We start from the raw sequence: 13,926 nt of genomic DNA, 5'->3' as shown, positions 1-13,926 counted from the left end.
GGCTTGTCGGGTCGCCGCATCGCAGCGAAGGCGGCCTGAAGATGAAAGGTGTTTTCAAGGGCCTCTTCGCTGGCAAGCCAGCTCCTACAGGGGGTCTATGCTTGTCTCAGGTTGCAACAGTTGTCGCGAAATTAAACGTGGAATGCCGTTAACGTTTACGTCAAAACCCCGGTAATTACCCGCAACCCATTGATTCAACGAAATGTTCTTAAGCTGGCACGCTCCGTGTATTGCTCATCGCAGACGTTTCTCCTGCCTCCGTCAGCGGCTTGCCGCCGGCGGCAGAAACCCAAAAAACGATAAGCCACAAAAATAAGAAAGCACCGTGCGAGGTTCGACGTTGATGAAGAGAAAACTCCGTTCAGGTATGAGCGCCAGTCTGCTGGCCATCGCAGCTTGCGTGGCCCTGCATTCGCCTCACAGCCTGGCAGCCCGCGACGCCCAGACCATCCTCAAGGAAACCTGTCAGGGCTGTCACACCCCCGAAGCCGATAACGCCCTGAGCCGCATCAGCCACCAGCGCAAAACGCCGGAAGGCTGGCTGATGAGTATCGCGCGGATGCAGACCATGCACGGCCTGCAGATCAGCGATGAGGATCGCCGTACGCTGGTTAAATACCTGGCCGACACCCAGGGCCTGGCGCCGAGTGAAACCGATGGCGTGCGTTATGCGCTGGAGCGCCGGCTCAACACGGTCGAGCAGTTCGACGACCAGCACAGCCAGATGTGCGGCCGCTGCCACTCCGGTGCGCGGGTCGCCCTGCAACGGCGTCCGGCGCAGGAGTGGGAGCGTCTGGTGAACTTCCACCTAGGCCAATGGCCGTCCCTGGAATACCAGGCACTCTCCCGCGACCGCGACTGGTTCGACTTGGCCCGCAAAGAGATGGTGCCGCTGTTGGCCAAGCGCTATCCGCTGGACAATCCGGCCTGGAAAAAATGGCTTGGCACGGCACCCAAAAGCGAGGCACTGGTGGGTGACTGGAGCTTCAGCGGTCACTTGCCGGGCAAAGGCGAGCTGGCCGGCGTCATGAGCGTAAGCGCCGACGGCAGCGACACCTTCAAGGTCAGCGTCAAAGGCCAATACGCCGATGGCACGCCGTTCAACGGCGACGGCAGCGCGATTCTCTATACCGGCTACGAATGGCGCGGCAACGTGAGCATCGACGGCGTAACCATGCGCCAGGTGTTCGCCGCCCAAGGCAACGCGATGCAGGGCCGGATGTTCGAGGCCGAGCACGATGAACGCGGTCTGGACTTCGTCGCCGCCAAGCAGGGTTCCCAGCGTTTGCTGGCAGTGCAGCCGGGTTATGTGAAGGCCGGCAGCGAAAGCGAAGTCACCCTGATCGGCAGCGGCCTGAGCGGCAAGCCGAACTTCGGCAAAGGCGTGGAAGTGCTCGAAGTCGTCGAGCAGAGCCCGGAGCGAATCAAGGTCAAAATCAAGGCCGCCGCCAATGCCCAGCCGGGCTTGCACGCGGTCACCGCCGGCACGCTAAAAGGCCCGAGCCTGTCGGTCTACAGCAAGATCGACCAGGTCAAGGTCGTGCCGGAATTCTCGGTGGCGCGGATCGGCGAGGGCGGTGGTTCGACACCGAAAGTCCAGGGCCGTTTCGATGCCGAAGCCTGGGGCAAGGGCGCTGACGGCAAGCCGTATCGCATCGGCGTGTTCCCGGCGCAGTGGAAGGTCGAGGCCTTCGATGACCGTGCCAAGGAAGATGAAGACGTCAAGTTCGCCGGCACCATGCAGGCCGACGCGGGCGTGTTCACCCCGGGCGATGCCGGGCCGAACCCGGCGCGCAAAATGTCCACCAACAATGCCGGCAACCTCAAGGTGATCGCCGCTGTCGACGACGCAGGGAAATCCCTGACCGGCGAAGGCCACATGATCGTGACCGTGCAACGCTGGAACAATCCACCCATTCCATGAGTTGGCTGACCGTTGATCGCATCAGACACTTTTCGGAATGACCGCAAGCCCCGCACAACGGGGCCTGCACAGGAGGTTGGCAATGGGCGCTATCTTGAATCTGGTCGAACGCAACCTGCACGAAGTGCAGGTCGATGCCGACCGCATGCTGTTTCACATCCCCAGCAGTTCGCTGTTCGCCAGCGATGAACTGACGGGCACCATCATCGATACCTTGCGCGGCCCGGGCTGTTCGTCGGACGACCTGATCCAGCGCCTGGCCGCGCGTTTCAACGGCGAGGAAATCACCGAGACCCTGCGCGAGCTGATGGCCCTGGAACTGGTCAGCGACGGCTCGCCGCTGACCCCGGACATCGCCACCAAGCGCGTCGAGCGCACCGCGATCAATACCGTGGTGCTGAACGTCAACACCGGCTGCAACCTGAGCTGCACCTACTGCTACAAGGAAGACCTCGACAAGCCGTCGGCCGGCAAGAAAATGGACGTCGAAACCGCTATCGCCTCGGTGGAAATGCTGCTGCGCGAATCCCCGGACGAAGAGCGTTTCACCGTGGTGTTCTTCGGCGGCGAACCGCTGAGCAACCGCAAGCTGATCGAGTACATGGTCGATTACTGCGAGAAGCGTTTTCGTGAAGCCGGCAAGTTCGTCGAATTCGTGATGACCACCAACGCCACGCTGCTCACCGAAGAGACCGTGGACTACCTCAACGCCCACCGCTTTGGCTTGTCAGTGAGCATCGACGGGCCGAAAACCGTGCACGACCGCAACCGCATCACCGTGGGCGGGCAGGGCACCTACGACGTGGTGCGGCGCAAGGCGGAGATGCTGCTGTCGCGCTACAACAGCCGTCCAGTGGGCGCGCGGGTGACCCTGACCACCGGCGTCACCGACGTCGAAACCATCTGGGATCACCTGTTCAACGAACTGGGTTTTGCCGAAGTCGGCTTTGCCCCGGTGACCTCCGGCGACATCAGCAGCTTCAACCTCACCAGCGATGAACTGGTGCAGGTGTTCGCCAACATGAAGGCCCTCGGTCGGCGCTATCTGGAAGCCGCTTTGGAGCACCGCAACATCGGTTTCTCCAACCTGCACCAACTGATCACCGACATCCATGAAGGCCACAAGAAAGCCCTGCCATGCGGCGCGGGCCTGAAGATGCTGGCGGTGGATCACAAGGGCGAGCTGAACCTGTGCCACCGCTTTACCGGTTCGAGCCTGCCGACCTTCGGCAACGTGCACAGCGGCGTGAAACAGGTGGAGTTGAACGACTTTCTGTCCCAGCGCCTGGACCGCACCTACACCGGCTGCGAAGACTGCCAGATCCGCAACCTGTGCTCCGGCGGCTGCTACCACGAGAGCTACGCCCGCTACGGCGACCCGACGCACCCGACCTATCACTACTGCGAACTGATGCGTGACTGGGTCGACTTCGGCATCGAGGTCTACACCCGGATCATGGCCAATAACCCTGCGTTCATCAGCAGCTACATCACTCCGCGCAAGGCTCACTGATATGAAACATCTCAAGGCAATCAATAACAAGGCGTTGAAGCTGGATCAGGCCGCGGATGAAAACCGCATTGAAGAAGTGGTCGCCATGAGCTCCGTGGCGGGCTGTGCCTCGACCACCGACCCGGGCTGGGAAATCGATGCGTTTGGTGGTGTGTCGTCGCTGTGCCAGCCGATGGAAGCCGACCTGTATGGCTGCTCCGATCCGTGCTGGTGGCCGGCCCAGGTGCCGGACATGATGAGCACCTACCCGGACTGGAACAAGGATGCCCAGGCGTCCAACGACAATTGGCGAAACCTTGGCACTGTCTTCCCGAAAGACAAGTGATCAGATAACAAGAAGGATTCCAGCATGCACAGCAAAGCCTGCGGCCTGGCCGCGTTCGCCGTCCTGAGCACTCTTTCGCTCACCGTTCTGGCCGATGAAAACACCGCGCTGCAAGACGGTCACGAATACATGTTGACCACCAATTACCCGAACAACCTGCACGTGATCGACCTGGCCACCGACACCTTGTACAAGACCTGCAAGATGCCGGACGCCTTTGGCCCTGGCACCGTGCAATTGTCCCCGGACCGCAAGACCGCCTACGTGCTGAACAATCACTACGCGGATGTCTACGGCGTCGAACTGGACAGCTGCAAGCAGGTGTTCCACGCCAGCATCACGCAGAAACCGGGCGAGAAAGCCAAGTCCATGTTCGCCTTCACCGTCAGCCATGACGGCAAGGAGCTGTACACCGTCGCCAACCCGACGTTGATGATGAACGATCGCTACGAAGTGCAGCAGCCTCGGCTCGACGTGTACAAGACCGACGCCGGCATGGACGCCAAGCCGGTGCGCAGTTTCCCGGCGCCGCGCCAGCTGACCATCATGCAGAGCGGTGACGACGGCACGCTGTACGTGGCCGGGGCGGATGTCTACAAGGTCAATGTGCAAACCGGCAAGTTCGACGTGCTGATCCCCAGCCGTCACTGGAAACGCCCGAACTACAGCGCGCCGGACGTGCTCTACGTGTGGAACCAGCAGACCTACCGGCATGATTTCTCGCTGCTCTACACCGCGGCGAAATTCAAGGACAAGAAACAGGACCCGGCCACCGCCGAATACCTGTACGGCCTGTTCAGCGTCGACCTGAAGACCGGCAAGACCGAAACCACCGATTTCGGCCCCCTGACGGAAATCTACTTCAGCGGCATGCGCTCGCCCAAAGACCCGAACCTGATGTTTGGCGTGCTCAACCGCTTGGCCAAGTACGACATCAAGGAGAAGAAAATGCTCCAGGCGGCGACGCTCGATCACTCCTACTACTGCATTTCCTTCAACAAGGACGGCAGCAAGATCTACCTGGCCGGCACCTTCAACGATGTGGCGATCTTCGATGCCGACAGCTTGAAGCAGGTGGGCAAGATCAAGTTGCCAGGTGGGGATATGGCGATCACGACGGCGCAGATTTTTGTGCGGTAATTGCGGCGCCTGAACTGACGCCTTCGCTGCGATGCGGCGACCCGACAAGCCAGCTCCTACAGGTCTTGTGTACGACACGAATCCTGTAGGAGCTGGCTTGCCAGCGAAGAGGCCCTCAAGAACAATTCAAACCCCCGGCACCGGACACCCCAAATCCCCCTCCTGGCACTTCAGGTAAGTCTTGAACGTCTCCACCCGCGCCTTGGTCAATTCGGTCACGCAATTGCCGTAGATCAGCGGATAAACACTCCCACCCTCTACCCCGGACGCCGAAAACTTGCACTCGGCATCGCGAAACGCAATCCACGAACGCTGCGCACCCACCAGCAGCTTCTTGCTGTCGGGATTGCCCTTCAAACGTGTAGTGATCTGCTGGTAAAGCGCATTCAACTCCTTGTCCGCCGCCGCATGCTGCTGCGCTGCGCACTGGTTCATCGTGGCCTGGTCGCTGGCGTTGTCGCAGTCGGCAGCCTGGGCCAAGGGCGTGAACAGCAAAGGTGTCAGTGCCAGAAGGAAGCGTGAGTACATGGGGAAGGCTCGCTGTGACAGGGGAATTGGGGGCAGTGTAGCGATGCCAAGACGGCGATTTCGACAATTGACAGCCGCTTGATACAACTTTCGGGCTGGACATGTGGTCTTAGAGGCCTACTGTTGTTCATTACAGGAGGTGACGTATGAAACCAGTACCCAACAGTTTTGAACGCAAAATCATGCTCAAGTCGCCCCGCGCCCATGTGTGGCGCGCTTTGGTGGATGCCGAGGCGTTCGGTCAGTGGTTCGGCGTTGCGCTCGAAGGCAGGCGGTTCATTGCCGGCGAGTGGACGCAGGGGCAGGTTACGTATCCCGGTTATGAACATGTGTTGTGGAACGTGCTGGTCGAGCGGGTCGAGCCGCAGCAATTGTTTTCCTTTCGCTGGCACCCCTACGCAGTGAACCCCAAAATCGACTACTCCCAGGAGCCGACCACGCTGGTCAAATTCGAACTGCAGGATTACGAAAACGGCACGTTGCTCAAGGTTTCCGAGTCAGGTTTTGCTCACATTCCCGACATACGCCAAAAGGAAGCGTATTACATGGACAGCCGTGGCTGGGAAGAGCAATTGAGCCGACTCGAACAATTCCTCTCCGAAAACGCCAAGGCCCGCGAGCGGGGGGAGTGAGTGACGGCAGATCCTTGGTTAAAACGCGTCCCAGAGCATTTGGGAAGGGCAGCTATAGCGAATGTCTTACACGCGGTTACAACTATGTCGTCTGTTACATATTGGATCCTATGCGTATTCTGGCCACATCCACTGAGGCACAGGGAGTGCTCTCAGGATCATGGATGATCGGCCATTTGCAAGGAATGCTGACGACAGGGAGTTGTAATGGTCTTGGAAGAACCCGCTTCGGCGGGTTTTTTTGTGGGCGTCAGAAATGCCCTGGCTGCTTGAACACGGGTTCGCGCAGCCAGTCATTCATTTGTCAGCCGAGTTTCGCCGCCGCCCGCTCGGTGATCTGCGCGCGCAGTTTCAATGAACTGGCGGCACGTTGGCGAGCTTCCTCCAGCACGCGGGCGGGCGCCGTTTTCGGGCTACCGGCCTGGAATGGGGGCGCAGGCGCGTATTCCAGTTGCAATTGCACCAGCTGGGCGGTGTCCTGATCGAACAACTCAGCGGCCAGGGTCAGGGCAAAATCAATGCCTGCGGTAATCCCGCCACCGGTCAGCAGATTGCCGTCGCGCACCACCCGATCCGCCACCGCAATCGCTCCCAGCGGCGCCAACAATTCGTGATACGCCCAGTGGGTGGTGGCGCGTTTGCCCTTGAGCAGGCCCGCCGCACCGAGCACCAGCGCACCGGTGCACACCGACGTCACGTACCGCGCGTTGGTGGCCTGGGCCTTGATGAAGGCCAGGGTTGGCTCATCCTCCATCAACGGCCCGACCCCGCTGCCACCAGGTACGCAAATCACATCCAGCGCCGGGCAGTCGTCGAAAGTCACGGTCGGCTTGAGCACCAGCCCGGTGCTGGCGGTGATGGGCATCAGGTCCTTCCAGATCAGATGCACCTTCACATCCGGCAGCGACGCCAGAACGTCGTACGGGCCGGTAAGGTCGAGTTGCTGCACCTGTGGAAACAACAGAAAACCGATCTGCAAGGTCATGGTGTTTTTCTCCTGAAGTGGGTGGACGCCTTCACTGTAGGCGCCTAGGATTTGGCGTATACGCCAATCACCCCACGAATTACGCCAACATGTCGAAAACCATTCACGTGCTCGCCTTCGCCAATGTGCAAGTACTCGATGTCACCGGGCCGTTGCAGGTGTTCGCGTCGGCCAATGACATCGCCCGCCAGCAAGGCTCGCCGCCGCCCTATGCGCCGTCGGTGATTGCCGGCGGCGGCGGGGCGGTGATGTCGTCGGCGGGCCTGGCGTTGCTGGCCGAGCCTTTGCCCGGGCAGGGCAGCGACACCTTGATCATCGCCGGCGGCTGGGGCGTCTATGCGGCGGCGCAGGACCCGTCACTGGTCAATTGGGTGCGTGAGCACGCGGCAACGTGCCGGCGCGTGGCATCGGTGTGCACCGGGGCGTTTTTACTGGCGGCCAGCGGCTGGCTCGATGGCCGGCGCGTGGTCACCCACTGGACCCGCTGCGAACAGTTGGCGCAGCAACACCCGCGATTGCAGGTCGAGCCCAATCCGATCTTCATCAATGATGGTCCGGTCTGGACCTCGGCCGGGGTCACCGCCGGTATCGACCTGGCGTTGGCGATGGTCGAAGCCGACCTCGGTCGAACCATGGCCCTGGAAGTGGCCCGGCAACTGGTGGTGTTCCTGAAACGCCCTGGCGGCCAATCGCAATTCAGCGTAACCCTGTCCTTGCAGAAAGAAGGCAACCGCTTCGACGAACTTCACGCCTGGATCAGCGAAAACCTCAACAAGGACCTGGGCATTCCAGCCCTGGCCAACCAGGCCGGAATGAGCGAACGCAGCTTCGTGCGCCACTACCGCGCCGACACCGGCCAGACCCCGGCCCGAGCCATCGAGCTGATCCGGGTCGAAACCGCACGACGCCTGCTCAGCGATACGGGCGTGCCCATCAAGCGGGTGGCCGTGCAATGCGGATTCGGCAGCGAAGAAACCCTGCGCCGCAGTTTCCTGCGGGCCATGGGGGTAACGCCGCAGGCTTATCGCGAGCGGTTTTCGGTCAGTGCAGCAGCAGATCCAGTAATGCCTTGAGCGTGGCCTCGGGCGCTTCTTCGGGAATGTTGTGCCCTGTACCTGCCAGCACCCGGCGCTCGTAATGCCCGGTAAAGTGCTCGATGTCGTCGTCGATCTCGGGCGCCGGGCCCACGCCATCGTCGGCACCACACAGGGAAATCGTCGGCACGCTGATCGGTGGCTGTTGGGTCAGGGCTTCTTCCATCCACTCCAGCGCCGGATCGCCGGGCGCATACATGAACCGGTGCCGGTACGAGTGAATCACTACTTCGACAAAGTCCGGGTTGTCGAAGGCTGGCGCGCTCAGCGGGTACAACTCAGGACCCTTGGCCCAGGTCGGCGACCACAGTTTCCAGAGCAGTTCACACAGGACCCGGCGATTTTCCGTCAGTCCGGCGACGCCCCGTGGGGAGTGGAAATAGTACTGGTACCAGAGGCGGTGCTCGGTTTCCGGGTCCCGTGGCCGGGCCGAACGGGGAATGTCCTGCAGGTTGTAACCGTCCCCGGTTACCAGGCAACGAACCCGCTCCGGCCGCAGCGCCGCCACGATGCACGCCGCCCGACCGCCCCAGTCGTAGCCGCAAAGGGCCGCTTGCGGGATGCCAAGGACGTCCATCAAATCGAGTAAGTCCTGAGCCAGGGCGGCTTGCTGACCGGAGCGCAGGGTGTCGGGACTGTTGAAACGGGTCGGGCCGTAGCCGCGCAGATAGGGGACGATCACGCGGTAGCCCTTTGCAGCCAAGGGCGGGGCGATCTCGTCGAAGGCGCGGGGCGAGTAGGGGAAGCCGTGAAGCAGGATCACCGGGTCACCGGCGGTGGGGCCATGTTCCTCGTAGGCGAGGTTCAGGCTTGGAGTGCGGGCATACTGGATCAGCGGGTGAGTACTCATTCGTCAGCCATCTCCCAGGTTTAAGCTTCCGTCATCTGATTGAAATACTTCGTTCGATCCGGGGTAAACGTCACGACCATTTTTGTGCGTGCACAAGTCAGCACTCGTTCTTCGCCCAGATCCACATCCAGATCTTCCCCGCGCAAGCCCTGCCATTGGGCGAGGTATTTGAGGGAGCCGTATTTTTCGAGTTTTTTCAGGCTGCGATTGACGCCACCTTTCCAGCCCAGCACCGGCAGTTCGCCGGCGAGGCATTGATGGGCGAGGTCGGGGAAGCGGGCGGCGCGCTGGCGGCCGACTTCCCAGCATTTGATCAGGCCCTTGTCGTGGGCTTCCCACAGTTCGTTGCGGTTCAGGCCGGTTCGAAGGGGGAGGTCGATGCTGCGGTGGATGCGCTGGGTCATTCGTTTTCCTTGAATTCGGGTTTTGTTGGACAGCTCCGCTGTGCCCGTTGGACGGGGATGTTAGGTGGGGATGTAATGGCTGGCAACAGGGTATTTCCGGGTGTTTTGTTTAACGAATGTAGGACTTTGGCCTTGCGCAGCACCTATAGCGATGGAGCACTGTGGCGAGGGGATTCATCCCCGTCCGGCTGCGTAGCAGTCGTGAAACCATTTAGACAGGGTGTACCTGCCGGACCGCAATCATAGGGTTTGGGGCTGCTTCGCAACCCAACGGGGATGAATCCCCTCGCCACAGGGGATAGGTGGTGTTTGATAGATCACCTCAAGGCTGCCAGTTACTCTTCTCGCCGCTCAATTTCCGATCCAGAAAACACGCCGCGCTGATCAACGCCAGGTGCGTCAGCGCCTGGGGCGTATTGCCCATGTGCCGCGCCCGGCTGTCGAACTCTTCGGCGTACAGCCCCAGCGGGTTGGCGTAGCGCAACAGTTGTTCGAATTCCAGATGGGCCTTTTCCACCTGGCCGGCGCGGGCCAGGCATTCGACGTACCAGAATGAGCAGGCGGCGAAGGCGCCTTCGGTGCCGGGCAGGCCGTCGATGTGTTGATCGTCGTTGTGATAGCGGTAGACCATGCCGTCGCGTACCAGGGTTTTCTCGATGGCGTTGAGGGTCGCGAGCCAGCGCGGGTCCCTGGCGCTGACGAAGCGCACCAGTGGCATCAGCAGCATCGAACCGTCGAGGCCGGTGCCGCCGATGTGCTGCACGAAATGCCCGCGTTCGTCGTTCCAGAAGTTTTCCCAGATGTCGGTGTAGATGTCCTGGCGCGTCTGGTCCCAGCGGGCGAACGGCGCAGGCAGCGAGCGTTTCGAGGCGAGACGGATCGCCCGGTCGAGGGCGACCCAGCACATCAGTCGCGAGTGCAGGAAGTGGTGCTGCTCGCCGCGCATTTCCCAGATGCCGACGTCCTCCTGCTGCCAGGTTTCGCACACCTGATCGACCACTTCCACGGTGTGCTTCCAGCCTTCGTGGGAGATGGCTTCGCCGTATTTGTTGACCAGGTACACCGCGTCCAGCAGTTCGCCGAAGATATCCAGCTGGACCTGCGCATACGCCAGGTTGCCGATGCGAACCGGCGTGGCGCCGCCGTGGCCGGACAGGTGCGAGAGTTCGATTTCCGGCAGTTCCTGGCGACCGTCGATGCCATACAGGATATTGAGTTTCATCGGTTGGCCACGACAGTCGCTGACGCGCCCGCGCAACCAGCGCATGTAGGCGTTGGCCTCTTCGGTGAAACCCAGGCGCATGAAGGCATAGACGGTAAAGGAGGCGTCGCGGATCCAGGTGTAGCGGTAATCCCAGTTGCGTTCGCCGCCGAGGGTTTCGGGCAGGCCAAAGGTCGCCGCGGCGAGGATTGCGCCATGTTTGCGTGAGGTCAAAAGCTTCATGGCCAGGGCCGAGCGGTTGACCATTTCCCGCCAGCGGCCCCGGTAGTTGGACAGGCCGATCCAGTCGCGCCAGAACTTCAGCGTGCGTTCCAGGCATAACGTGGCGCCTTTTTCCTTGAAGCGCGGATCGTCGATGGCGCCCAGCAGGAATTCGGCGGTCTGGTCCTGCTCGAGGGTGAATTCGGCGACGGCTGCCTGCCCGTCAATGCGCAATGGCTGATCTGCGGCCAGGCGCAGGGACGGTTGATCGGCGGCTTCGAAGACCACGTCCTGTTTATCCAGGCGGGCGAGGGTGCTGGCCCGGGCGTAATCGTGGCGTACGGCGCAGCGCAGGTGAAACGTCGCTTGGCCGCTGACCACCCGCACCCGACGCATCAGCACCGGCAGGTTGTCTTCGGTGTCGCCGATGGGCAGCAGGTCGGTGATTTCCACCACGGCACGATCACTGAGCCAGCGGGTTTGCAGCACGTTGGTGTCGGGCAGGTAGATTTGCTCGCGGCGAGCGTCCGGCAAGTCCGGGGACAGTTGGAAAATACCGGCCTCGGGGGTGTCCAGCAGCGAACAAAAAATCGACGGGCTGTCGAACTCCGGCCAGCAGAAAAAATCCACGCTGCCCTTGTCATTGACCAGCGCGGCGCTGCGCATGTCGCCGATGATGCCGTGGGCGTCGATGGGGCTTTGGCGTTCGAGGTGATGGTCGGGCATTGGCGCGGGGCTCGTTAATCGAGGGCTTAAACAGCTGACTGGTTTGAGCGGTGGAGAGTTCATTAGTCTGGGATTGGGTGGTGGCTTTGTTGGCCCCTTCGCGTGTTGCAGGTACACCGCAGCGCCTGGTTCGCCGGCAAGCCTGGCTCCTACAAGGGGCCTTCACATTCAACCAACAATTCGGACCTTTCCCTGCTACCGGCCATATGGCAACTTGCATGCCCTTATCGAGGCCGGATCCATGGCAAACCCTTACCGCGAACTGTTCAAGGCCCCAGGCAGCAGAGCTTTCGTGCTGGCCGGGATGATCGCGCGCATGCCGATTTCCATGACCGGCATCGGCCTGATCACCATGCTGTCGCAGTTGCAGGGCGGCTACGGCCTGGCCGGTGCCGTGGCGGCGACCTTTGCCCTGGCCACGGCATTTTGTGCGCCGCAGGTGTCGCGGCTGGTGGACCGTTTCGGCCAGCGCCGGATCCTGCCGGTGTCGGCGCTGATCGGGGGTGGGGCATTGTTGCTGGTGTTGCTTTGCACCCGGTTGCAGGCGCCGAACTGGACGTTGTTCGTGTTCGCTGCGATCGCCGGTTGCATGCCGAGCATGTCGGCGATGGTCCGGGCGCGCTGGACCGAGCTATATCGCGGCCAGCCGCAACTGCAAACCGCCTATGCCCTGGAGTCGGTGCTCGATGAAGTCTGCTTCATCGTCGGGCCACCGCTGTCGGTGGGGTTGTGCGTGGTGGCGTTCCCCGAGGCCGGGCCGTTGGCAGCATTGCTGATGCTGGCGATCGGGGTTACGGCCTTCGTGTTGCAACGCAGCACCGAGCCACCGGTGCACGCCCATGAGGAACACCATCAAGGCTCGATCATCCGTTCCCGCGAGATTCAGTGGCTGATGCTGTTGATGGTCGCCATGGGCACCATCGTCGGGGTGGTGGATGTGGTCAGCGTGGCCTTCGCCCAGCACCAGGGCCAGCCGGCCGCGGCGAGTATCGTGTTGTCGGTGTATGCGATCGGGTCGTGCCTGGCCGGATTGGCGTTCGGTGCGTTGCGTTCGAAAGTGCCGCTGCCGCGCCTGTTCCTTTACGGCGGGGTCGCGACGGCGGTGACGACCTTGCCGTTACTGCTGGCGGCGAACATTCTCGGGTTGTCCCTGGCGGTGTTCGTCGCCGGGCTGTTTTTTGCACCGACCCTGATCGTCGCCATGGCCCTGGTGGAGCAAATCGTGCCGCCGGCCAAACTCACGGAAGGCCTGACCTGGCTGGTGACCGGGTTGAGCATCGGCGTGGCGATCGGTGCGGCGGGATCGGGGTGGATGGTGGATGCGTTCGGGGCGCGCAGCGGGTTTTGGCTGGCGATTGCGGCGGGGGCCGTGGTCCTCGGTTCCGCGATCCAAAGCTATCGCCATCTGAAATGATGTTCTAACTGTGGGAGCGAGCCTGCTCGCGATGGACGCATGGACGACACGGTCTGTCTGATGCCCTGCGTTATCGTTGACGTCCATCGCGAGCAGGCTCGCTCCTACAGGGGATACACGCACGACTAATTCCCTGCGTACCTCATCCGTTCTCCTATACAGACAACTTCCGAGGTAACCCCGGTGACCCAGCTGACATTGCTGTGCCTGCCCTATTCGGGCGCGAGTGCCATGGTCTATAGCCGATGGCGGCGCAAGCTGCCGGAGTGGATCAAGCTGCAGCCCGTAGAGCTGCCGGGGCGCGGTGCCCGCTTCGGCGAACCCTTGCACACCGACATGCGCCGCCTGGCGCTGCAACTGGCGCTGGAACAAAAAACCATGCTCAAGGCGCCCTATGCCCTGTTCGGCCATAGCCTCGGCGCGTTGCTCGCCTGTGAAATGGCCCATGCGTTTCGCTCGCTTGGCTGTCCTGAGCCGGTCGCACTGTTCGCCTCGGGCACTGCCGCGCCGACCCTGCGCGAGGACTACGACCGTGGGTTCGCCGAGCCCAAGACCGATGCCGAATTGATCGAGCAACTGCGCACACTCAACGGCACCAGCGAAGAAGTGCTGGCCAACCAGGAGTTGATGAGCCTGACACTGCCGATCCTGCGCGCCGACTTCCAGTTGTGCGGGCGTTTCGAGCCGCTGCAGCGGCCATTGCTCAAATGCCCGGTGCACGTGCTCGGCGGCAAGACCGACCGCGCCACCAGCGAGCAGTTGATCGGCTGGCGCAAGGAAACCCTCGGCAGCTTTTCCGTGGACATGCTCGCCGGCGGGCACTTCTTCATCCATGAGCATGAAGCCAAGGTACTCAAGGTGATCAAGGATCAGCTTGAAGTTCATCATCGGCGGCATGCCATGGCCGTCAGCGCCTGACCACATAACACCCCGTAGGAGCTGGCTTGCCGGCGAAGAGGCCCGCAAGC

General features: G+C 61.7%; 13 protein-coding genes. 8 read left to right on the top strand and 5 right to left on the bottom strand.

From position 1 onward, the window contains the following. The first annotated feature begins 343 nt into the window (after positions 1 to 343). The 4 genes from peaA (at position 344) to peaD (ending at position 4,902) form a co-directional block, all read left to right on the top strand. On the top strand, positions 344 to 1,924 hold the full coding sequence (peaA, locus tag HFK74_RS12000; protein ID WP_180203685.1) for a quinohemoprotein amine dehydrogenase subunit alpha: 1,581 nt from the start codon (positions 344 to 346) through the stop codon (positions 1,922 to 1,924). Between the two features lie 82 nt (positions 1,925 to 2,006). After that, positions 2,007 to 3,437 (top strand): quinohemoprotein amine dehydrogenase maturation protein, encoded by a 1,431-nt coding sequence (gene peaB / locus HFK74_RS11995; protein WP_180203684.1) that lies wholly within the window; start codon positions 2,007 to 2,009, stop codon positions 3,435 to 3,437. A 1-nt stretch (position 3,438) separates the two neighbouring features. Continuing rightward, complete coding sequence (gene qhpC / locus HFK74_RS11990) at positions 3,439 to 3,762, top strand: quinohemoprotein amine dehydrogenase subunit gamma (RefSeq protein WP_008016081.1); 324 nt, start codon at positions 3,439 to 3,441, stop codon at positions 3,760 to 3,762. Positions 3,763 to 3,786: 24 nt separating this feature from the next. Beyond that, positions 3,787 to 4,902, top strand: coding sequence for a quinohemoprotein amine dehydrogenase subunit beta (peaD, locus tag HFK74_RS11985; protein WP_180203683.1), 1,116 nt, complete (start codon positions 3,787 to 3,789; stop codon positions 4,900 to 4,902). 126 nt (positions 4,903 to 5,028) lie between these two features. On the opposite strand, the gene HFK74_RS11980 is transcribed toward peaD, so the two are convergent. Beyond that, positions 5,029 to 5,430 carry a lysozyme inhibitor LprI family protein gene (locus HFK74_RS11980; protein ID WP_180203682.1) on the bottom strand — a complete coding sequence of 134 codons (402 nt, stop codon included), beginning with the start codon at positions 5,428 to 5,430 and terminating at the stop codon, positions 5,029 to 5,031. Positions 5,431 to 5,576: 146 nt separating this feature from the next. On the opposite strand from HFK74_RS11980, the gene HFK74_RS11975 reads away from it, so the two are divergent. Then, positions 5,577 to 6,062: an SRPBCC family protein gene (locus HFK74_RS11975; RefSeq protein WP_180203681.1), complete on the top strand. Its 486-nt coding sequence runs from the start codon at positions 5,577 to 5,579 to the stop codon at positions 6,060 to 6,062. Positions 6,063 to 6,366: 304 nt separating this feature from the next. Here HFK74_RS11975 and inhA read toward each other — a convergent pair whose 3' ends face one another. Then, positions 6,367 to 7,047: an isonitrile hydratase gene (gene inhA / locus HFK74_RS11970; protein WP_180203680.1), complete on the bottom strand. Its 681-nt coding sequence runs from the start codon at positions 7,045 to 7,047 to the stop codon at positions 6,367 to 6,369. 89 nt (positions 7,048 to 7,136) lie between these two features. On the opposite strand from inhA, the gene HFK74_RS11965 reads away from it, so the two are divergent. Continuing rightward, the gene (locus tag HFK74_RS11965) at positions 7,137 to 8,120 is read left to right on the top strand and encodes a GlxA family transcriptional regulator (RefSeq protein WP_180203679.1); all 984 of its coding nucleotides are present in this window, start codon (positions 7,137 to 7,139) and stop codon (positions 8,118 to 8,120) included. Here the strand turns inward: HFK74_RS11965 and HFK74_RS11960 are convergent. The 3 genes from HFK74_RS11960 to HFK74_RS11950 form a co-directional block, all read right to left on the bottom strand. After that, positions 8,089 to 8,991 (bottom strand): alpha/beta fold hydrolase, encoded by a 903-nt coding sequence (locus HFK74_RS11960; RefSeq protein WP_180203678.1) that lies wholly within the window; start codon positions 8,989 to 8,991, stop codon positions 8,089 to 8,091. The two genes, HFK74_RS11965 and HFK74_RS11960, sit on opposite strands and share 32 nt — an antisense overlap. 20 nt (positions 8,992 to 9,011) lie before the next feature. After that, on the bottom strand, positions 9,012 to 9,395 hold the full coding sequence (locus tag HFK74_RS11955; protein ID WP_180203677.1) for a hypothetical protein: 384 nt from the start codon (positions 9,393 to 9,395) through the stop codon (positions 9,012 to 9,014). A gap of 322 nt (positions 9,396 to 9,717) precedes the next feature. Beyond that, positions 9,718 to 11,544 (bottom strand): glycoside hydrolase family 15 protein, encoded by a 1,827-nt coding sequence (locus tag HFK74_RS11950; protein WP_180203676.1) that lies wholly within the window; start codon positions 11,542 to 11,544, stop codon positions 9,718 to 9,720. 241 nt (positions 11,545 to 11,785) lie between these two features. Here HFK74_RS11950 and HFK74_RS11945 point away from each other — a divergent pair, with 241 nt between their 5' ends. Together HFK74_RS11945 and HFK74_RS11940 are read left to right on the top strand one after the other, a co-directional pair. Further along, on the top strand, positions 11,786 to 12,958 hold the full coding sequence (locus tag HFK74_RS11945) for an MFS transporter (RefSeq protein WP_180203675.1): 1,173 nt from the start codon (positions 11,786 to 11,788) through the stop codon (positions 12,956 to 12,958). A 183-nt stretch (positions 12,959 to 13,141) separates the two neighbouring features. Next, entirely contained in the window at positions 13,142 to 13,876 is a 735-nt protein-coding gene (locus HFK74_RS11940) for an alpha/beta fold hydrolase (RefSeq protein WP_180203674.1), read from the top strand. Positions 13,877 to 13,926: the final 50 nt, after the last annotated feature.

The organism is Pseudomonas sp. SbOxS1 (genome assembly GCF_013416725.1).
Classification (GTDB): Bacteria; Pseudomonadota; Gammaproteobacteria; order Pseudomonadales; family Pseudomonadaceae; genus Aquipseudomonas.
This window is presented reverse-complemented; position numbering and strand designations above follow the sequence as displayed.

Excerpts from the sequence above, each read along its gene's own strand:
- qhpC (WP_008016081.1), top strand. The coding sequence starts at position 3,439 with ATGAAACATCTCAAGGCAATCAATAACAAGGCGTTGAAGCTGGATCAG.
- HFK74_RS11965 (WP_180203679.1), top strand. The coding sequence starts at position 7,137 with ATGTCGAAAACCATTCACGTGCTCGCCTTCGCCAATGTGCAAGTACTC.
- HFK74_RS11960 (WP_180203678.1), bottom strand. The coding sequence starts at position 8,991 with ATGAGTACTCACCCGCTGATCCAGTATGCCCGCACTCCAAGCCTGAAC.
- HFK74_RS11950 (WP_180203676.1), bottom strand. The coding sequence starts at position 11,544 with ATGCCCGACCATCACCTCGAACGCCAAAGCCCCATCGACGCCCACGGC.
- peaA (WP_180203685.1), top strand. The coding sequence starts at position 344 with ATGAAGAGAAAACTCCGTTCAGGTATGAGCGCCAGTCTGCTGGCCATC.
- peaD (WP_180203683.1), top strand. The coding sequence starts at position 3,787 with ATGCACAGCAAAGCCTGCGGCCTGGCCGCGTTCGCCGTCCTGAGCACT.
- HFK74_RS11955 (WP_180203677.1), bottom strand. The coding sequence starts at position 9,395 with ATGACCCAGCGCATCCACCGCAGCATCGACCTCCCCCTTCGAACCGGC.
- inhA (WP_180203680.1), bottom strand. The coding sequence starts at position 7,047 with ATGACCTTGCAGATCGGTTTTCTGTTGTTTCCACAGGTGCAGCAACTC.
- HFK74_RS11980 (WP_180203682.1), bottom strand. The coding sequence starts at position 5,430 with ATGTACTCACGCTTCCTTCTGGCACTGACACCTTTGCTGTTCACGCCC.
- HFK74_RS11975 (WP_180203681.1), top strand. The coding sequence starts at position 5,577 with ATGAAACCAGTACCCAACAGTTTTGAACGCAAAATCATGCTCAAGTCG.
- peaB (WP_180203684.1), top strand. The coding sequence starts at position 2,007 with ATGGGCGCTATCTTGAATCTGGTCGAACGCAACCTGCACGAAGTGCAG.
- HFK74_RS11945 (WP_180203675.1), top strand. The coding sequence starts at position 11,786 with ATGGCAAACCCTTACCGCGAACTGTTCAAGGCCCCAGGCAGCAGAGCT.